14 protein-coding genes are annotated in these 19,553 nt (G+C 68.9%); 11 read left to right on the top strand and 3 right to left on the bottom strand.

Annotated features, from left to right (window positions below; genetic code table 11):
- Positions 1 to 30: 30 nt before the first annotated feature.
- Complete coding sequence (locus EV139_RS13290) at positions 31 to 1,224, top strand: glycosyltransferase family protein (protein WP_130454814.1); 1,194 nt, start codon at positions 31 to 33, stop codon at positions 1,222 to 1,224.
- Positions 1,225 to 1,240: 16 nt separating this feature from the next.
- Here EV139_RS13290 and EV139_RS13285 read toward each other — a convergent pair whose 3' ends face one another.
- Positions 1,241 to 2,380: an acyltransferase family protein gene (locus EV139_RS13285; RefSeq protein ID WP_241989061.1), complete on the bottom strand. Its 1,140-nt coding sequence runs from the start codon at positions 2,378 to 2,380 to the stop codon at positions 1,241 to 1,243.
- 102 nt (positions 2,381 to 2,482) lie between these two features.
- Here EV139_RS13285 and EV139_RS13280 point away from each other — a divergent pair, with 102 nt between their 5' ends.
- Both EV139_RS13280 and EV139_RS13275 read left to right on the top strand, forming a co-directional pair.
- The gene (locus tag EV139_RS13280) at positions 2,483 to 3,559 is read left to right on the top strand and encodes a glycosyltransferase family 2 protein (protein ID WP_130454813.1); all 1,077 of its coding nucleotides are present in this window, start codon (positions 2,483 to 2,485) and stop codon (positions 3,557 to 3,559) included.
- A gap of 21 nt (positions 3,560 to 3,580) precedes the next feature.
- Positions 3,581 to 4,666: a glycosyltransferase gene (locus EV139_RS13275; RefSeq protein WP_130454812.1), complete on the top strand. Its 1,086-nt coding sequence runs from the start codon at positions 3,581 to 3,583 to the stop codon at positions 4,664 to 4,666.
- Between the two features lie 12 nt (positions 4,667 to 4,678).
- Here EV139_RS13275 and EV139_RS13270 read toward each other — a convergent pair whose 3' ends face one another.
- Positions 4,679 to 6,505 (bottom strand): ABC transporter ATP-binding protein, encoded by a 1,827-nt coding sequence (locus EV139_RS13270; protein WP_130454811.1) that lies wholly within the window; start codon positions 6,503 to 6,505, stop codon positions 4,679 to 4,681.
- A gap of 38 nt (positions 6,506 to 6,543) precedes the next feature.
- Positions 6,544 to 7,656: a DegT/DnrJ/EryC1/StrS family aminotransferase gene (locus tag EV139_RS13265; RefSeq protein WP_130454810.1), complete on the bottom strand. Its 1,113-nt coding sequence runs from the start codon at positions 7,654 to 7,656 to the stop codon at positions 6,544 to 6,546.
- Positions 7,657 to 7,715: 59 nt separating this feature from the next.
- On the opposite strand from EV139_RS13265, the gene EV139_RS13260 reads away from it, so the two are divergent.
- The 8 genes from EV139_RS13260 to EV139_RS13225 all read left to right on the top strand — a co-directional run bounded on the left by EV139_RS13260 (position 7,716) and on the right by EV139_RS13225 (position 19,498).
- Positions 7,716 to 8,411 carry a glycosyltransferase family 2 protein gene (locus tag EV139_RS13260; RefSeq protein WP_130454809.1) on the top strand — a complete coding sequence of 232 codons (696 nt, stop codon included), beginning with the start codon at positions 7,716 to 7,718 and terminating at the stop codon, positions 8,409 to 8,411.
- A gap of 10 nt (positions 8,412 to 8,421) precedes the next feature.
- Complete coding sequence (locus EV139_RS13255; RefSeq protein ID WP_130454808.1) at positions 8,422 to 8,805, top strand: DUF2304 domain-containing protein; 384 nt, start codon at positions 8,422 to 8,424, stop codon at positions 8,803 to 8,805.
- Positions 8,802 to 10,787, top strand: a complete 1,986-nt coding sequence (locus EV139_RS13250; RefSeq protein ID WP_130454807.1) for a DUF6541 family protein — start codon at positions 8,802 to 8,804, stop codon at positions 10,785 to 10,787. Before EV139_RS13255 ends, EV139_RS13250 begins: the two co-directional genes overlap by 4 nt.
- An 8-nt stretch (positions 10,788 to 10,795) precedes the next feature.
- Entirely contained in the window at positions 10,796 to 11,548 is a 753-nt protein-coding gene (locus EV139_RS13245; RefSeq protein WP_130454806.1) for a DapH/DapD/GlmU-related protein, read from the top strand.
- Between the two features lie 11 nt (positions 11,549 to 11,559).
- Positions 11,560 to 12,426 (top strand): ABC transporter permease, encoded by an 867-nt coding sequence (locus tag EV139_RS13240; RefSeq protein WP_130454805.1) that lies wholly within the window; start codon positions 11,560 to 11,562, stop codon positions 12,424 to 12,426.
- Entirely contained in the window at positions 12,410 to 13,603 is a 1,194-nt protein-coding gene (locus EV139_RS16265) for an ABC transporter ATP-binding protein (protein ID WP_337248792.1), read from the top strand. The genes EV139_RS13240 and EV139_RS16265 overlap by 17 nt, the downstream gene beginning before the upstream one ends.
- Positions 13,604 to 13,655: 52 nt before the next feature.
- On the top strand, positions 13,656 to 15,695 hold the full coding sequence (locus tag EV139_RS13230) for an LGFP repeat-containing protein (RefSeq protein ID WP_130454804.1): 2,040 nt from the start codon (positions 13,656 to 13,658) through the stop codon (positions 15,693 to 15,695).
- 161 nt (positions 15,696 to 15,856) lie between these two features.
- Complete coding sequence (locus EV139_RS13225) at positions 15,857 to 19,498, top strand: glycosyltransferase (RefSeq protein ID WP_198677573.1); 3,642 nt, start codon at positions 15,857 to 15,859, stop codon at positions 19,496 to 19,498.
- Positions 19,499 to 19,553 lie beyond the last annotated feature (55 nt).

The following is a 19,553-nucleotide window of genomic DNA, read 5'->3' as shown; positions in this document are numbered from 1 at the left end:
AACGTGTTCTCTCGCCTGGCCGGATGGGCCATGGCCCACCGCTCTCGGATGCCGCAGTGGGCGCAGCGCCTCATGGAGTCGGCCGCCCGCAACCCGGACGGGCTCGTTGGACGGCTCAGCGCCCGGCTCATGGGCTCGGGCGGCGACGCCCCGGTCACGAGTGTGCCCGACGCCGAACTCCGCGTCTACGTCGCCCCCACGAACTACGCGGGTCAGGGGTTTCTCTGGGCGCGGGCGCTCGAAGCGGCCGACCCTCGGATCGGCGCGCGCAACACCGCGATCGATCTCCCCGGCGGTTACGCGTTCCCGGCTGATACCCTCGTCCCGATCGCGGCGGTCAACGCCTCAGATGCGTGGGCGGCCGGCGAGTGGGCGGCCGTGAGCCAGTTCACGCACGTGCTCGTGGAAGCCGAGCGCCCGCTGTTCGGCAAGCGCTTCGGCCGCGACCTCGAGGCGGAGGTCGCGGCGCTCGAGGCCGCGGGCGTCTCCGTCGCGTTTATCGGGCACGGCACCGACGTGCGCGACCCCGATCGACACCGGGGCCTCACCCAGTGGTCACCGTACGATGAAGACCCGCGCACCCCGGTGCTGCGCGAGGACGCCCGAGTGAACCTGGCGCTCCTTGAGCGGCTGCGCCGCCCCACTTTCATCTCGACCCCGGACCTGGCGGCGGACCTGCCCTGGGCCACCTGGTGCCCCGTGGTGGTCGACACGGGCCGCTTCGCCACCGCCGCCCCCGTGCTCGCTGGCCGCCGCGCGCGCGTGATCCACGCGTCGAGCAACCCCCTGCAGAAGGGCAGCGACCGGATCGAACCGGCCCTCGCGCCGCTCATCGAGTCTGGCGCGATCGAGTACGAGCTCATCACCGCGACCCCAGCAGCCGAGATGCCCGGCGTCTTCGCCGCGGCCGATATCGTGCTCGACCAGTTCCGGATCGGCTCCTACGGGGTCGCGGCGTCCGAGGCGATGGCGGCCGGCCGCGTCGTGGTGGGGCACGTGCTGCCATCGGTGCGCGAACGGATCCTGCGCGACACCGGTTTGCACCTCCCCATTGTCGAGGCGACGCCGGACACCCTGCGGGAGGTCGTCGCGGGCCTCGTGGCCGACCCCGCGGCCGCGCGCGCCGCCGCTGCGGCCGGGCCGGCGTACGTGGCAGCCGTGCACTCCGGCGCGATGAGCGCGGCCGCGCTGATCGCCGCGTGGATCGAGCCGCGCCCGGCGTAGCGGCGCGGCGCCGGGGTCACGCTGGGCGCGGGGCGGCCTCGGCCGCGCGCCGGTCGCGCGCGTCCTTCCACTTGCGCATGCGCCGCTCGACCGGGCGCTCGATCCCGGCGTGCAGCGCCCAGGCAAGCACCAGGTCGATCGCCAGGATGAGCCCGAACCAGAGCAGGTTGCGCCAGCTGGCGTCCTGAAACCCGAAGATGCGCAGCGCGAGGTAGATCACGGTGGCGTGCACCAGGTAGAACGCGAACGACCACTCGCCGAGTTTCACCTGCCACCTCGCTTCGAACAGCGAGCGCCGCCCGCGCAGCGCGTGCGACGCGAGCGCGACGATCGCGAGCCCCACCGCGACGGTGAAGACCTCGTTGCCGAACGCGCCGAACGTAGTGAGCCCGGGCAAGACCGGGGAGAGGACGATTGCGCCCACCACGAGTCCGAGCGCGACGATCCCGACGAGCGGGTGCACGGACGGCCGCCAGCCCGATCGCATGGCCCAGGCGAGCGCCATGCCGAGCAGGAACTCCGGCACGCGCGTGATCGGCATGGGCACGTGGGCGAGCCAGGACTCCGGCCAGAACACCACGCCCGCGCGGTATGCGAATGCCCACGCGATCGCGGCGAGCGCGACGATCAGCGCCCCCCGCTTCGCGAGCGGCACCAGCAGCCGCGAGAGCCACGGGTGCAGCGCGTAGAAGAGCGCCTCGACGGTGAGGGTCCACGCGGCCGGGTTGCCGGAGAACAGGATCGCGGGGTTGGCCCACCAGCCCTGCAGCAGCACGACTGAGAGCAGCAGGATGCCCAGGTCGAACGGTTTCAGGAAGCTGCCCTCCTGAACCGCCCCCAGCGTGTAGAACACTGGGATCGCGAACAACAGGGCGACGATGTGCGCGGGCCAGATCCTGGCGAACCGGCGCCAGTAGAACGTGGAGGTCGAGACCCCGGGCCGCATCGACCAGGTCAGCACGAAGCCGGAGAGCACGAAGAAGAACGTCACACCCAGGTACCCCTGCTCGAAGAGCCGTGAGACGGGGCCTGGCAGGGGTGCGAACACGAGCATGTGGTACAGAAAGACCAGGAACGCGGCCCACCAGCGCAGCCCGGTCAGCGAGTTCAGTCGGATCGTCGGTTCGTCGAGCGTCGCTGACGTTACAGGGTGCACGTGGGTCCAATCAGGGATTTTGGCGTTGTTCAGATTACCCGAGTCTGCGGCGCCCGCGGCATCGTCGCGGGCGAGTCGCCCCGCCCCGCTACGATCAGAGCCATGCAGTCTCCTCCCCGCGTCGACGTCATCGTCCCCGTGCACACGGCCGCCCGGCCGATCGAGCGGGCGGTCGCATCCGTGGTCGACGGGACCGTCGCGCCGGTGCGCGTGCTCGTCGTCGCCCACAACGTCGTCCCCGAATCGATCCGCGCCTCGCTCGGCCGGCTCGCGGGCCACCCGGCCGTGGAGCTCCTGGAACTCGCCGACGGGATCCCATCGCCGGCCGGGCCGCGCAACCACGGCCTCGACCACGCGACGGCGCAGTTCTTCGCGTTTCTCGACTCCGACGACACGCTCGCCCCGGGCGCGCTCGACTCGTGGCTGGCGCTCGCGGACGACGCAGCCGCCGACGCGGTGCTCGCGCGCATCGAGCGGGGCACCGGCGGCGCGGCCGATCCGCTCCCGCCCACGCGCCCCGGCCGCGAGCGGGCGCTGCACGCGGTGAAGGACCGCCTCGCGTATCGCAGCGAGCCGGTCGGGCTGATCTCGCGGGCGCGCTTCCCCCGCCTGCGGTTCACGCCCGAGCTCCTGTCGGGCGAGGACCTTGCCGTGTCCGCCGAGCTCTGGTTCAGCGGCGCGGCCATCGCCTACGACCGTTCCGGGCCCGCGTACCGCTTCGGCGACGACGCGGTCGACCGCGTCACGGCGAACCCGCGGTCGCTCGCGGCGGACTTCGCCTTTCTCGACGCAGTTTCCGGGTCGGCCTGGTTCCGCGGACTGCGCCGCTCCGAGCGCCGCGTGTTCGGCGTCAAGGTGTTTCGACTCCACTTCTTCGACGCCGTGCTCGCGCGGCTGCACGATCGCGACGGCTCCGGGGGGCTCGCCGCGCACCGCGCGGAGCTCGCCGAGCTCGTCACACGGATCGAGCGCATCGCCCCCGGCTCGCTCGCCCTGCTGTCCCGGCGCGACCGGGCCGCAATCGCTGAGGTCAGCTCTCCCGCCGGCACCCCCGACTCGGTGCTCACGCTCCTCGAAGCGCGCTGGCTGGGCGGCGTCGACGCGATGCTCACCCGCAACCCGTTCCTGTCGCTGCACCGACAGGGGCCGCGCCGCACGCTCCGAGACATGGTGGCGTAACCGCGCGGTAGCATCGACACCATGCTCGAACCCCGCGTTGACGTCACTATCGCCGTGCACTCCGCCGCGCGCCCCATCGCGCGGGCGGCCGCTTCGGTGCTCGATCACACCGTCGCCCCGGTGCGTGTCAACGTGGTGGCGCACAACATTGATCCCGAGATCATCCGAGCAAACCTCGGCGAGCTCGCGGCAGACCCGCGAGTGCGCCTGCTCCAGCTGCGCGACGGCATCCCGTCGCCCGCGGGGCCCATGAACCACGGCTTCGCGGTCTCCACCGCACCGTTCATCTCGGTGATGGGTTCCGACGACGAGCTCGCCCCGGGGGCGATCGACTCGTGGCTCGCGCTGCAGGAGGCCACTGGCGCCGAGGCCGTGCTCGCTCGGATCCAGCTCGCGGACGGCCGCACCGACCCCTACCCGCCCGTGCGCGGGGGGCGCCGCACCCGGGCTCTCGACGGGCGGCGGGACCGCCTCGCGTACCGCAGCGCCCCGCTCGGACTCATCGACCGCGGCCGCTTCGGCGAGCTGCGGCTCACCGAGGGCCTCCCCTCCGGTGAGGACCTCGCGTACTCGCTCACGGTGTGGTTCACGGGGAAGCGACTCGCGTACGATCTCGCCGGGCCGGCCTACGTGATCAACGACGACGCGGGCGATCGGGTCACCGCCGCGCCGCGGCCGCTCGCACAGGACTTCGCGTTCATCGACGAGATCGAGTCGTTCCCGTGGTTCACGGCCGCGTCGGCCGCAGACCGCACCGCGATCGTGGTCAAGCTGATCCGCATCCACGTCTTCGACGCGATCCTCGCCCGCTGCGGCACCGCCGCAGACCTCGCGGCGAACCGCGCCGCGCTGCTCGCGCTGCTCGACCGGTTCGAACAGCTGGCCCCCGGCTCGCGCGAACTGCTCTCGCGCGCCGATCGGGCCGTGTTCGACGCGCTGCGCGACCCGGCAGCAACCCCGGAGGCTCTGCACGAGCGGGTGGCCGCGCGGCACGCGTACCTCTCGGTGCCGACGCTGCTCCCCCGCAACCCGCTGCGGACCCTGCACGCGCAGGCGCCGTTCCGCACCCTGTTCGCCGGCTACCGCATTATGCGGCGCGCGCGGTAGCCGGCGCGCGCGTCACTCTGTCGGGGCGGCTCCGTCGGACGCTGCCCGGCGCACCTCTGCCCCCAGCCCGGCGAGCGCAACCTGCTCGCCGAACGCGGGGTGGGAGCGAGCCACCTCAGCGAACGTGCCCTGAGCCGCGATGAGGCCCCCGTCGAGATAGCAGATTCGGTCGTAGTCCTTGATCGTTGAGAGGCGGTGCGCCACCGAGATGAGCGTCACCTCACCCTGCAGGCTCCGAATCGCCTTGGTCACCTCGTCCTCGGTCTTCGTGTCGAGCGAGCTCGTCGACTCGTCGAGCACCAGCACCAGCGGGTCGGTGTAGAGCGCCCGGGCGATGCCGAGCCGCTGCTGCTGGCCGCCCGAGAGTGACACGCCGCGCTCGCCGATCCGCTCGTCGATCCCGCCGGCGCGCGAGTCGATGAGGCTCCCCAGCTGCGCGCGCCGCAGCGCGTGGTCCACGCGCTCGCGGTCGAGGTCGTCGCCCCAGGTGAGCGCCACGTTCTGCGCGATCGTGCCGTCGAAGAGGGCCACGCGCTGCGGCACGTAGCCCACGCGCCCCCGCCACTGCGCGAGCACGGAGCGCAGCGACTCGCCGTCGATCTCGATCTCGCCGCTCGACGGCTGGCTCAGCCCGAGCAGCAGGTCAATGAGCGTCGACTTGCCGGCGCCGGACGGGCCGACGATACCCACCGAGCTCCCGAAGGGGATCGCGAGCGACATGCCCCGGATCACGTCCTCGTCGGCGCCGGGGTACCGGAAGTGCACGTCGGCGAGCTCAAGCTGCCCGGGGCGCTCGGCGAGCGTGGCGGTGTCCGCCGGGGCCTGCGAGGTCTTCATGTCGCGCTCGGCGGCGATCATGTCGCCGATCACGTCCTTCGCGCCCGGGGTGCTCGCGGTCGCCTGCACGATCCCGCCCTGCAGCGCCGTGAGCGCCGGGATCAGGCGGAAGCCCGTGGTCGCGAACAGTGCGACCGAGCTGAGCGCGCCCGCCATGCCGCCCTGCAGGAACGCGGCCCCGCCGATCAGCAGAATGCCGCCGATGAGCGCCGCCTCGAACGCGAAGCCGGGCAGGATCCCAAGGAACGAACCGTTGGCCCGGGCGCGCACGCTGTGGCGCCGATTCGACGTCACCAGGTCCGCGACCTCGCCGAGGCGGTTGCGCAGGCTGAGCTCCTTGAGCGCATCGATCATCTCGGTCATGAGGTTGGCGACCCGGTAGCCGTAGTACAGGTTGACCTGGCCAGCCTCGAGCGCGCGCTTCGTCACGACGAAGTGCACGAGCAGCATCACGAGCGACAGGTACACGAACGCGATCGCGGACGTCATCGGGTCGGCGACCACGAGCACACCGAGCACCAGCACAAAGGTGAAGAAGGCGCTGGGGATGCGCATGATCGGCAACACGAAGCCGGCCATGGTGTTCGCGATCCCCGCGTCGGCGATACGCGTGATCTCGGCGACCGAGCGCTTTGCCCGCTCCTCCCAGCTGGAGTTGATGTAGGCCCGGAACAGGCGGTCGCCGATCTCGAGCTCGTACTTCGCGAAGCGCCGCGTGGCGAACCACTGCAGCACCACATTGAGCACCGACTTCAGGATCATCAGACTCAGCGCGATCAGCACGAACAGCGGCGCGGACTCCGGGGAGACCACGCCGATCACGGGGAGCGTGATCGACGATCCGCTGATCGCGGGACCGATCACGATTGCGAGCAGCGCCATGCCGATCGCGTCGAGCGCGGTGATGAGGCTCGACGCCACCATGTAGCCGACGAAGTAGCGCTGTGCGCCCTGCGGCAGCAGGGGAAGCAGCTGCCGCAGGACTGTCCAGATTTCTTTCATAATGACGTCAGGGTTCGCGAAGCGCGAAGGAGCCCGAGCTACGCCCCCGCCTGCAGTACCGCGGTGACGCCCGCGACGATGCGGTCGAGGTCGCCCGCGGCCAGCGACGGATGCACTGGCAGCGACAGCACCTCCGACGCGGCGCGCTCGGTCTCCGGCAGCTCGAGGCCCGGCGCGAACGGCGCGAGCGAGGGCAGCCGGTGGTTCGGAATCGGGTAGTAGACGCCGGATCCGACGTTGTGCTCGGCCTTCAGCGCGTCGCGCAGCCGGTCGCGCTCCGCCGCGTCGACGCGAATCGTGTACTGGTGGTAGACGTGCACCGCCTGGGGTGCGACGTACGGCAGCGTCACCCCGGCGACTCCCGCGAGCCCGGCGTTCAGCGTCGCCGCGTTCGCCTGGCGCTGCGCGGTCCAGGCGTCCACCTTCGTGAGCTGCACGCGGCCGATTGCCGCGTGGATGTCGGTCATGCGCGCGTTGAAACCAATGACCTCGTTCGCGTACTGAGTCTCCATACCCTGGTTGCGCAGCAGCCGGACGCCGCGCGCGAGCTCCTCGGTGGCGCAGGTCACCATGCCGCCCTCACCCGAGGTCATGTTCTTCGTGGGGTACAGGCTGAACATCGCGAAGTCGCCCAGGGTACCCACCGGGCGGCCGTCCCACGACGCGCCGTGCGCCTGCGCCGCGTCCTCGTAGATGGCCAGCCCGTGCTCGGCGGCGATCGCCGAGATCTGATCCGCGAGGAACGGGTGGCCGTACAGGTGCACGGGCATGATGCCCTTCGTGCGGGGCGTGATCGCCGCGCGCACCGAGGCCGGGTCGAGCGTGAAGGTCTGCGGGTCGATGTCCGCGAACACCGGGGTGGCGCCAGTGAGGGCCACCGAGTTGCCCGTCGCCGCGAACGTGAAGGAGGGGACGATCACTTCGTCGCCCGCGCCGACGCCCGCCGCGAGCAGGCCGAGGTGCTGTCCGCTCGTGCCGGAGTTCACCGCAACCGTGGCTCGCCCGTTCACAAAGTGTTCAGCGAACTCCGCCTCAAACGCTGCTACCTCCGGCCCCTGCGCGATCATGCCGGAGCGCATCACGCGGTCAACCGCGGCGCGCTCCTCATCGCCAATGATCGGCTTTGCCGCGGGGATGAACTCTGCTGACATCTATTCACACCTTTCGCGGGCACGGGAATGCCCATCGTTTCATCTGTCAGAATACCCGTATGACCTTTGAATCAGCGGCAGCGCCCGCTACTGCTGTCGACACCTGGGTCGTGATCCCCCTCTACAACGAGGCGACCGTGATCGGCGACGTGGTGCGCGGACTGCTGCCCGAGTTCGCGCAGGTCGTGTGCATCGACGACGGATCGCGCGACGGCTCCGGCGAGATCGCGCGCCGCGCCGGCGCCCATCTCGTGACGCACCCCATCAACCTGGGGCAGGGCGCCGCGCTGCAGACCGGCTTCGAGTACGCGCTCGAGCGCGGGGCACGCTACGTCGTCACATTCGACGCCGACGGGCAGCACCGCGTCGAGGACGCGGTGGCAATGCTGCGGCGCGCGCGCGACGAGGATCTCGCGATCGTCTTCGGTTCCCGCTTCCTCGACGACCGCACCAATCCCGGCATTCTGAAGAAGATCGTGCTGAAGACCGCCGTCGCGGTCACCAACCTCACCACGCGCACTCGCCTCACCGACGCCCACAACGGTCTCCGCGTGATCCGCGGCGACGCGCTGCGGCGCATCAAGCTCCGGCAGGATCGGATGGCGCACGGCACGGAGATCGTGGTGCAGCTCGGCCGCACCGGGCTGCCCTACGCCGAGCACCCCGTCGAGGTTATCTACTCCGACTACTCGAAGGCGAAGGGGCAGTCGCTCCTCAATTCTGTGAACATCCTCGTCGATCTGATCATTCGGTAGTGAGCCAATCATGACCCTCTTCCAGTTCCTGCTCATCGCGGCGGTTATCGTCGCCGCGACCCTCGCCGTCAAGTTCTTGCCCGGCGAGCGCTCGCTCGCGCTCAAGCGGATCTTCGCGATCGTGTTCGTGGCCGCCGCGGTGTTCGCCATCGTGTTCCCCGGCGTGCTCACCGCCGTCGCAAACTTCTTCGGGATCGGGCGCGGCACCGACCTGCTGCTCTACCTCTTCATCGTTGCAATGCTGGTGTTCGCCACCGCGACCGTGCGGGCGAAGGCACGCAGCGACGCCCGGGTCACCGAGCTCGCGCGCGCCGTCGCGCTCATGGAGGCCCGAATCTCCGAGCAGCGTCACGGCACGCCCCCGGCCGATGCCGAGGGGACGAGCGCCCAGTGATCGCCTGGATCGCGTTCGTCGCGCCCGCAGCCGCCGCGCTGCTCGTGATCGCGCTGCTCGGCCTCCCGGCCGCGTTGGCCCTGCGCCTGCGCGGCTTCGCGATCCCGCTCGTCGCGGTCCCCGCCGCGTTCGCCGTGCTCGCGCTCAGCTCGATCGCGGCCCCCATCGCAGGCGTCCCGTGGTCTCTCGTGCCGGCACTCGCCCTTGCCCTCGTGCTCGCCGGGGCGCTGTTCCTGCTGCGGCGCTGGCTCGGCGCTCCCGCCGCCCCGCGCGCGGGGCGCACGCAGCGCGGCGAGCTCTGGCTCGGGCTCGGCGCGGCAGCGATCGGCGGCGCCGTCATTGCGGTTTCGCTCGCCGCCGGTCTGCGCTCACCCGACGCGGTCTCGCAGACCTTCGACGCGAACTTCCACCTCAACACGGTGCGCTACCTCCTCGACTCGGGGTCAGCCTCCCCATTCACCATGGAGCTCACCACCCCGGGTGCGCCGGTGTTCTACCCGACGCTCTGGCACAGTTTCGTGGCCCTGGTCGTGCAGCTCACCGGGGCGTCGATCCCGGCCGCGACCAACGCGGTGCTCCTCGCGGTCTCCGCGGTGATCTGGCCAATCGGCGCTGTGGCCCTCGGCCGCGCGGTCGCGGGGCCGAGCACTCGCGTCACCGTAATCGCTGGCGTGCTGAGCGCCGCGTTCCCAAACTTCCCGCTGTTCCTCGCTGGCTACGGTGTGATCTACCCGAACATCCTCTCCCTCGCGCTGCTGCCGTACCTGCTCGTGGGGCTGCTGCAGCTCCTCAATCTGGGACCGGCGCGGCGTGCGCTTGCCCTCGCTCCGGGAACGCGCTGGCTCCTCACTCTCGGCGCGCTGGGCGCGGCGGTGCTCGCCCACCCGAACGCGATCCACACGGCGCTCGCCTGGGCCGCTGTTCCGGTGCTGTGGGCTGCCGCGCGCGCGCTCCTGGCCCGCCCGGTCCCCAACGCCGCCGGCCTCCTCGCCGCCTCCCCGCTCCCGCTCTGGTGGCGCCGTTTCGGCGCGGTCCTCGGCGCGCTGGCGTTCGTCGGCGCGGTGGGCGCAGCCTGGGTGCTCGGGCGCAGCACCGATAACGCCTGGCAGGGCTTCTACGGCCCGCGCAGCGCGGCGCTCCAGCTCATCGGCGGCACCCCCCACCTTGAGGGGCACGCGTGGGCGGTCGCGCTCATCGTGCTCATCGGCGCGATCCTCGCGTGGCGGCACCGGAGCCTCCGCTGGGTGCTCGGCAGCGCGGCCGTGCTCGCGGTGCTCTACCTGGTCGCCGACGGCTTTCACACCAGCGACTGGCGCACCGCCATCGTGGGTCCCTGGTACAACGACCCGCGCCGCCTCGCGTCGCTCGTGCCGTTCGGCGCGCTCCCGCTCGCAGTGCTCGGGGCATCTGCCCTCTGGGTCGCGCTGCGCCCCGGCCTGCGCCGCCTCGCGCGCATCAGCTCAGCGCGGCCACTGATCGCCTCGCGCGTGTTCGCAGTCGTTGCCGTGCTCCTGCTGCTGGCTGCGGGCCAGGCGGGCTCGCTCTCAGCGATGCAGGCGGTCAAGGCCAGCTACAACACGAAGCTCGGTATGCTCCTCGACGACGACGAGCGTGCGCTGCTCGACCGAATTGACGAAGAGGTGCCCGCCGGCGACGTCATCGCGAACAACCCGCTCAACGGCAGCTCGCTCAGCTACGCGATCTCGGACCGCGCGGTCCTCTTCCCGCACGGCAGCGGAGCGTACGACCCGCGGGCGTACGCGCTCGTCGATTCCCTGGTCGCCGCTCCCGGCGACGCATGCGTGTCCGCCGCCGAGCTCAACGTGCACTTCGTGCTCGATTTCGGGACCGACTACATCTTCGAGGACGCCGCGCAGCGCGGGGTTCCATTCAAGCGGATGAAGCACCTCGATCGCTCCCCCATTCTCACCGAGATCGACCGCGAGGGCGACGCGGTGCTCTACCAGATCACCGGGTGCTAAGGAGCTCCATGTCTGACCAGATCAGTCCGCAGGCGTTCATCGGCGACGGCGTGTCCCTCGGCGCAAACGTGTCCGTTGGCCCAGGTGCCGTGATCCTCGGCCCCTGCGTGATCGAGGACGACGCCTGGATCGGGCCGGGGGCCCAGATCGGCGCACCCCCGGAGATGTCGAGCCTGCGCCAGAACACTGCATGGACGGGCGACCTCGACCACGCGGGTGTGCGGATTGGCGCGGGCGCTGTGATCCGCGAGAGCGCCGTGATCCATCAGGGCACCTACCGCGAGACCACGGTGGGGCCACGCAGCTGGGTACTCACCCGAGCGTACCTCGCGCACGACGTGCTGCTGGGCGCCGATGCGACCGTCTCAGCAGGAGTATCTGTCGGCGGGCACTGCGTGATCGGCGACCGCGTGAACATCGGCATGAACGCGGTGGTCCACCAGCGCAGGATCGTCGGCGCCGGGGCGATGGTCGGCATGGGAACGCCAGTCACCCGCGATGTGCCCCCGTTCGCGAAGGTGTACGGCACACCGCCCCGGCTCACGGGAGTCAACGCGGTGGGACTCGAGCGGGCGGGGTTCAGCCCCACGGTCGCGCTCGCGCTGCTTGAGCACTATGCCGCGGGTGAGATGTTCGTTGAAGACACCGAGATCCCCTCGGAGCTGCGCCCGCTCGGGGACATCATCTCCGAGTGGCGTGCACACGAGGGGGTCCGAGCGGTGGCTCCCAGCGTTCCTCTCTCCCACAGCAAAGAGAAGTAGACTGTCCCGTCGTGGTATATCAAGCAGCACTGACTGACCCCGAGTTTGAGACTCCGGGCAAGAGCCGCGGTCTCTTTGACGTGTTCCGTCACCGGTACCTGTTGTCGCTCCTTCTCAAGAAGGGCGTTGCAACGCGGTACTACGGATCGGTACTTGGATGGGCCTGGTCCTACGTTCGTCCCGCGGCTCAGTTCCTGATGTACTACCTGGTGATCGGCGTGCTCCTGGGAGCCGACCGGGGCATGGAGTACTTCCCCATCTACCTGTTCGCCGGCATCATCACAGTGAACCTCTTCAGCGAAGCGCTCAGAAACACCACGAACGCGATCGTCGACAACTCCGCGCTCGTCAAGAAGATCTACCTCCCGAGAGAGCTCTTCCCCGTCGCTGCGCTGAGCTCCGCATTCGTGCACTTCTTGCCGCAGGTGGGGGTGCTCCTGGTCGTTGCGCTGTTCCTCGGGTGGACCGTGAGCTGGATGTCGCTGCTCTCGTTCGTGTTCGCGCTGGCTCTCGTGCTGATCTTCTCGCTCGGGCTTGGCCTGTTCTTCGGCGCGATCAACGTCGCGTATCGCGACGCGCGAAACGTCGTTGATCTCATCCTCATGTTCGCCACCTGGGCCTCGCCCGTGCTGTACGCATCGCACCTGATCCTTGAGCGCGCCCCGGCCTGGGTCTACCACGTCTACATGGTGAACCCTGTCACCGCGGCGGTCGAGCTGTTCCACAACGTATTCTGGCTCCCGCTCGCCCCAGACAGCCCACGGCCAGAGCACCTCATGCTCAACGCGGCTATCGGGCTCGCAATCGCACTCGGCACGCTCCTCGTTGGGCAGCTGACGTTCCGAAAGATGGAGGGGACTTTTGCCCAGCACCTCTGACCCCACCAGTCACGACACCGCGGACACCAAGCCCGCGATCGTCATCAGTGATGTCCGTAAAACATTCACTCTCAAGCACGCAAACTCCTTCAAGGAGACGATCGTGGCGGCGATGCAGCGCAAGCAGCTTTCGTCGCAGTTCAACGCGATCGACGGCCTGTCGCTCGAGGTGCCCGAGGGACAGTCGATCGCGCTGCTCGGACGCAACGGTTCAGGGAAGTCAACGACGCTGAAGCTGCTCTCGGGCGTGATGCGCCCCGATGCGGGCTGGATCCGAACGCGGGGCCGCGTTGCGGGACTCCTCGAGGTGGGCGCGGGCTTCAACCCGAACCTCACGGGCCGCGACAACGTCTACCTCAATGCAGCGATCCTCGGCATGTCGAAGGCTGAGACCGATGCGCGCTTCGACGACATCTTAGAGTTTTCCGAGATCGGCGACTTCATCGACACCGAGGTGAAGCATTACTCGTCCGGCATGTACTCGCGCCTGGGGTTCTCGGTGGCCGTGCACACCGAACTCGACGTGCTCCTCGTCGATGAGATTCTGTCGGTGGGCGACGCCGCGTTCCGCGCGAAGTGCGCTGAACGCATGCAGCTCATGCGCAAAGAGGGAAAGACCATGTTTGTGGTCAGCCACTCCGCGAGCCAGGTCAAGCAGCTGTGCGAACGCGGCGTGGTGCTTGAGCACGGCAAGATCGTCTTTGACGGACCGATTCACGAGGCAGTCGCTGCGATGTCCGCCAATCCCAAGCCGGCGACGAAACAGAAGGCACGCAGCAAGAGCGCAAAGCCCGAGTTCTCCCCACACGCCTCGTTTGGCGCGTTCGTTGCGGAGCACCCGGGAAAGTACGGCACTCCACTGAGCGACCCCACGCCGGTCGAAGAGAACGGCGGCGGCCTGGTGCAAATGCGCAGCAAGGGCATCATTACGACGTCGTTCGCGCTCAAGCACACGTACGGTCTCCGCAGCGGGGCGTTCCTGCGCGCCTACGAGGCAGCGGGCGGACCGAGCGGCCCCTGGGGGTTCCTCGCGGGTCACAGCACAGTCCCCGCTGACGGCGGGCCGCGCACGCTGCGGTTCCAGCACGGAGTCGCCAGTTTCCACGGGGACGAAGAGGTAGCGTTCGCGCCAACTGACGACACTGAGGACACCGCGGGACCGCTCCCGGCTGCATGACCGGGTAGTGTTCCAGGAGAAGACGCCGCGTTTTCAGTGAAGGGACCCACGAGTGAACTCCGTACGCACGGGCCGCCGTACCCGCAAGTTACTCGCGATTGCGCTCTGCGTTGGCGTGGCGTTCGGAATCGGCGGGGAAGCACTCGGCGCGGTTCCCGCCGAGGCTGCGGTGTCAAGCGATTTCAATCCGAGCCAGATCATTTCGGATACGCAGTTCTATGACGGAAACGCGATGTCGAGCGGGCAGGTGCAGACCTTCCTGAACCAGCGATTGGCCGCAACTGCCGACGGAAAGTGCACGATCGGGGCAACCGGGCGGAAGGCGGGGACGGCCTGGGGTTCCACGAAGGTCGCGAGCAAGTGCCTCACCACCGCGACGTTCCGCTCGCAGTCCCGCACGGCGAACGCATTCTGCAAGGCATACGCTGGATCAGCGAGCGAGTCGGCCGCGAGCATCATCGCAAAGGTCGGCCGTGCCTGCGGCATCAGCCAGAAGACACTGCTCGTGATGCTTGAGAAGGAGCAGAGTCTCGTCACAGATACCTGGCCGACGGTCCGGCAGTTTGACCGGGCGATGGGCTACGCCTGCCCGGACTCCGGACCGAACAACTCGGCGCAGTGCGACCCCAGCCAGACCGGCTTCGCGCAGCAGGTCTACCGGGCAGCGTGGCAGCTCAAGGTGTACCGGGCCTACCCCGAGCGCTACAACTACCTCCCGTTTACCACGAACACCATACTGTGGCACCCCAGCGCTTCGTGCGGCACCTCGCAGGTGTACATCTCGAACTACGCTACGGCGGCGCTCTACATCTATACCCCCTACCGCCCGAACCAGGCGGCCCTGAACGCAGGCTGGGGCACCGGCAACTCCTGCTCGAGCTACGGCAATCGAAACTTCCACAATTTCTGGAAGACGTGGTTCGGCACCACGCAGGGTGAGTCGGTCGCGTTCACAAAGGTGCGGGACCTCTACCGCAGCCGCCCGGGGTACGGCGCCCCACTCACCACGGCCCCTGAGAAGGTCACGCAGAACGGCGGCGGGGCGCAGTGGCGCTTCGAGCGCGGCATCATCACCTACTCGAACGCCAGCAAGCAGGTGTACGGCGTCTCAACCGCGAGCTCCTTCACCACCGCGTACCTCGAAGCCAACGGCGCGAAGGGGCGGTGGGGCTTCCTCACGACCGCGGGTCCGACCGGTACGGTCCAGGCAGGGAACCGAATTCAGAAGTTCCAGAACGGAACAGTAGTCTTCCCCAACTCCACGATCGGCATGCAGTTCGTCCCGACTCGGATGCACACGTCCTGGAACACGCTCCAGCGGCAGAATGGCAAGCTCGGTTTCCCCATCGCCGCCGCGGCGATGCAAAAGGACGGCTCGGGCGTGCAGCGGTTCCAACGCGCGTGGCTCATGGTCTCGGGCAAGCGCAGCGCGATCGTCACCCAGCCGCAGCTTTCGCGCTGGCGGGCGTTGGGCGGGCACCCACGACTCGGCTACTTCCTGGGCTCTGAGGTCTCCGTCGGCAAGCAGAGCTACCGGTACACGGAGAAGGGCCTGCTTTTCTTCACAAGCGCGACCTCGCAGATCTTCATGGGGAACGGTACGTTCCTGACCGCGTACGACAAGGCCGGTGGGCCGAAGGGCAGCTGGGGTGTCCCCGTGTCGAAGCGGACCACGCACTCGGACGGCTCGGTGCGCATGACGTTCTCGAAGGGCGTGGCGAAACAGGCGCGGGGCTCGGGCGTCGTTTTCATCCCGAACACGAAGGCGCGTGCGGAGACCAACTCGGTGCGGCCGCCGACTCCCACCACTGAGCCGACCGAGGCTCCGGAGCCGACGACGGTACCGCCAACCGAGCCAGCGCTGCCCGAGACACCCACCGACCCCGCCCCCGAGGAGCCCACGCCCACACCGGAGGAGCCCACCCCCGGCACTGACGAGCCCGAACCCGGGACGGACGACCCCACCGAGCCCCTGCCCGAGCCGTCGAGCCCCGCACCCGCGGCAGAGTCGAGCGCCGCACCGGCAGTGTTTGCACCGCGGACCGGGAGTTCCTTTACCGTCGTTACGCTGACACTGCGTGGCGTGCGCTGAGCCCCGCAGCTCCGTCTAAACTTGGTTTGATGGTGACGATTCGGCGCCGGGGCGCGCAGCTTCGAAGGATGATCTCAATTCTCGGCCGGGGCGACCAGTCTTGGCGGATATGGTTCTTTCTGCTCCGCTCGTCGCAGAAACGGTCAGCGCCTCGCGCCGTCGTGGCGAGCCTCGAGCAACGCGTCCGAGCGGCGGCGTTCACACAGCCGCAAGCGATCCCCGCATACCTGAACTACGTCACCCGGCAATCCGGCTACGAGCAGGCAGTCTCGCTCGCACGCGAACTGGAGCTGCGCGCCGATGCCTCGGCGGCCGAGCTCGTTGAACTCGCAAAGTTTCACTTCGAACACAATCGCCTCGCGCTCGGCGATGCTCTGATCGAGCGTGCCAAGGACCTCAGCCCGGATTTACCACGTATTTACGACGAGGAAGCCTGGAACCAGCGGGCCCGCGGAAACGTGCACCGTGAGATTGCCGCGCTACGTCGGTGCATCGACCTCGCGGCCACAGCACAGGCTCGGCTCGAGTGGGAAATGTGGCTCGGTGAGGCATACCTGCGGCTTCGCGACCCGCACTCGGCGTGGCCGCACCTGGCGAATTTTGACACGTTGCCGCAGGGCACGCCGAGCCTGCTCTCCGCCGGGTACTGCGCCACGCTTCTCGGCAAGCCTGAGGCGGCCGTGCGCGCCTACCGCCAGTTCGCACCGAAGGGCGACGACTACGACGCGCTCACGTGCGCCACGCAGCAGCTGACAGGGTTTTCACGAGCCAGAGAGACCCTGCGCATTATCACTGAGCGCGGGCTCGCGGACACCACACCGGGACTCGAGCTCACCGCCCGAGCGGCCCTCGCGGTCGGGGACGCAGATTCGGCGGCCACCGCGCTCGCCGCGGCAGTGGTGCGTGACGATCGGTCTGCCTGGACCCGCGGTGTCCACGCGCAACTGCTCCACGCGCGGGGGGACGAGCGCTCCGCGCTCGCCGCGTACGAGCTACTCGAAGAGGAAGACGGCACGCCACTCCTGGGCGCACTGCGCTCGTCGCTGTATGCTGCGCAAGGCTCACCCCAGCTCGCGGTGCAGTCGTTCATCACCCAGTATCGGCTCGGGGCATCCTGGGCTGACGCGGTAGACGAGCTGTCCGTCGACCCGCGGGCCAGGAGTGTGTTCGCACGCGCGCGACGCGAGCGCGACTCGGCCCGCCGCGCAACACTACTCTCGGATCTTCTGGGCCGCCTCAGCAGCGAGCGCTCGATCACCACCGTCGCCCGGCTGCTTGCTCAGGACCTTGCCGAGCTCGGCAACTGGGAGGCGGCGTGGGACGCGCTTCGATTCTCCTTTGCCCAGCGCCTCCCCGCGGTGCCGCTCACCCCTGAGGTTTCGAGCCCGATCAGGCTCACCTCTCACATGACCTACGCGGAATGGACCGAGACCGAGCCGATCGCCCGCGGCGTCGTGCTCTACGAGTCGTCGCTCGGCGACGCCGTATCCTGCAACCCGCTCGCGATGTGCCTTGAGCTTCTGCGCGACCCGAACCGCACGGGCTTCTCTCACGTGTGGAGTATCACTGAGAACGCCAGGATTCCCGCGGAGCTCGCGGATCGCCCAGACGTGCGCTTTGTGCGCAAGGGGTCCCCCGGCCACCTGCGCGCGCTCGCGACATCTGAGTACCTGATCAATAACTCGACATGGGACTACGTGTTCACGAAGCGGCCCGGCCAGCGCGCGCTGAACACCTGGCACGGCGTCCCGTGGAAGAAGCTCGGTCGCAACCAGCGAAACGAGCCGTTCTCGTACGGCAATGTCGCGCGCAGCCTGCTGCAGGCTGATCTGGTGATCGCGCCGGATCACCACACGCTCGATGTGCTCTCCGAGGGGATGGACATCGGACAGCTCAGCGATCCAGAGCGTTTCGTTAGGACCGGGCACCCGCGCAACGATCTCGCGGTGAACCTGGCTCCCGCAACGAGACACGCCATTCGTGAGTCGCTCGGGGTCACCGGTGACACCAAGCTGGTGCTCTTCATGCCGACCTGGCGTGGCCTGATGGGAAAGCGCGACGCGGAGGTCGAAGAGACGAGACGCGTCGCCCAGGGCCTCGTCTCCGAAGGGGTGGTCGTGGCCCTCCGGGCGCACCACTACGTTCGACAGGCGTTCGTGGCGGTTCCCCCGCAGGCCGGGGTACGGCTCGTCTCCGAGGAGTTCGACACGAATCAGCTTCTCGGTGCGGCTGACGCACTCGTCACTGATTTCTCGAGCGTGCTGTTCGACGCTGCGGCCGTTGGGGTCCCGGTGGTTACGCTCGTCACTGATATCGCGAGCTACGAGGACGAGCGCGGACTCTACTTCACTCCGGAGGAGGTCCCCGGGTGTCCGGCCGACACTCTGGAAGAGGCGCGTGCGCTCCTGTCCGATGCTCTGCGTGAGCCGGAATCCTATCGAGCTCGGTACGCACCGGCGACCGAACGCTTCTCCTGGCCCGAATCTGGGGATTCGGCTGCGCGGGCGCTCTCGCTCTTGCTCGACCCGCCGGCACCGGGCGTCGGGGGCGGCACAGCCCCGGCTGCGCACCCCCGGGCGCACCGCCTGTACCTCGGCGCCTCCGGTCTCCCGACCAACGGCATCACCCGTGCGCTCCGCAGCCTCGTCACCGCGCTCGCAGACACCGATGTGACGCCCTATCTCTCGGTGACGGTCAACAGTCTCGAGACCGCGGCCGATGAGACCATCGCCGACATTCGCGAGTTCGCCAAGATCCTGCCGCACGTGGGGGCACAGCCCGGCACGCGCATGGAGCAGGAGACGGCCCAGTACTTCAAGACGCTCGACTACGAACGCACCGAGTTCACCGACCGGTTCCTCGCGAGCGGCCGTCGTCGCGAGTCGCGTCGTGTGTTCGCAGATCGAGAGTTCGACTCGGCCCTTGAGTTCAGCGCCTACGACCCGATGAGCGTCGCGTTCACGGCCGCGGGTATCGAGGTGCGGCCCGGAGGCCAGCGCGGGGTGATGCTTCACAACGAAATGATGCAGGAGGTCGAGACGCGGTACCCGCGGCTGCGATCGTCGCTGGCCCAGCTCGCCAAGTTCGACTTCATTGCGTCGGTGAGCGAGAGCGTCAGAGAAGCCAACGCCGCGGCGCTGGCACGTGAGCTCGCCGTTCCTGAGGCGCTGCACATCACGCTCGAGAACATTATTTTGCCGGACACGATCCGCACGCTCGGCGCCGCACCGCTCGGCTCGGAGGACCGGTCCTGGTATGGCCGGCCGGGCGTGCACTTCTGTGTTGCGAGCAGGCTCTCACCCGAGAAGAACCACTTCGAGCTGCTCGATGCGCTGGCGCGATCGGAGTCAAAAGACCAGCTCTTCCTCACGCTCCTCGGCGACGGCCCGCTCGCTCACGAGCTGCGCGTGCGTATCGGCGAACTGGGTCTGCAAGACCGGGTGCGCATGCGCGGCCTGGTTGAAAACCCATACCCGCACATCCGCGCCTGTGACGCGATGATGCTTCCGTCGCGCTACGAGGGTCAGGGGCTGGTGCTCCTCGAGGCGCTTACGCTTGGCGTTCCGGTCGTAGCGACGGACATCCCGGGACCGCGTTCGGTGCTCAACGACGGGCAGTTTGGCCTGCTTGTGCCCTGCACACAGCGGGGCATCATGACCGGGCTCGACGCGATCGCTGCCGGCGACCTCGTGACCGCATCGGATTTCTCAGCTGAGGAGTACGCTGCCGACGCGCTGCGTGCGTTCCTCCGGGCGATCGGCGCCGGATCTGCGACACCGACCCCGACCGAAGCGGGGCAGTAGGTGGCCCGGGAAGGGCAGCGGGCCACTGCGCTGCTGCGCGTCCGCACGATGCTCC

Origin of the sequence: Leucobacter luti (assembly GCF_004217175.1) — a bacterium.
Classification (GTDB): Bacteria; Actinomycetota; Actinomycetes; order Actinomycetales; family Microbacteriaceae; genus Leucobacter; species Leucobacter luti.
This window is presented reverse-complemented; position numbering and strand designations above follow the sequence as displayed.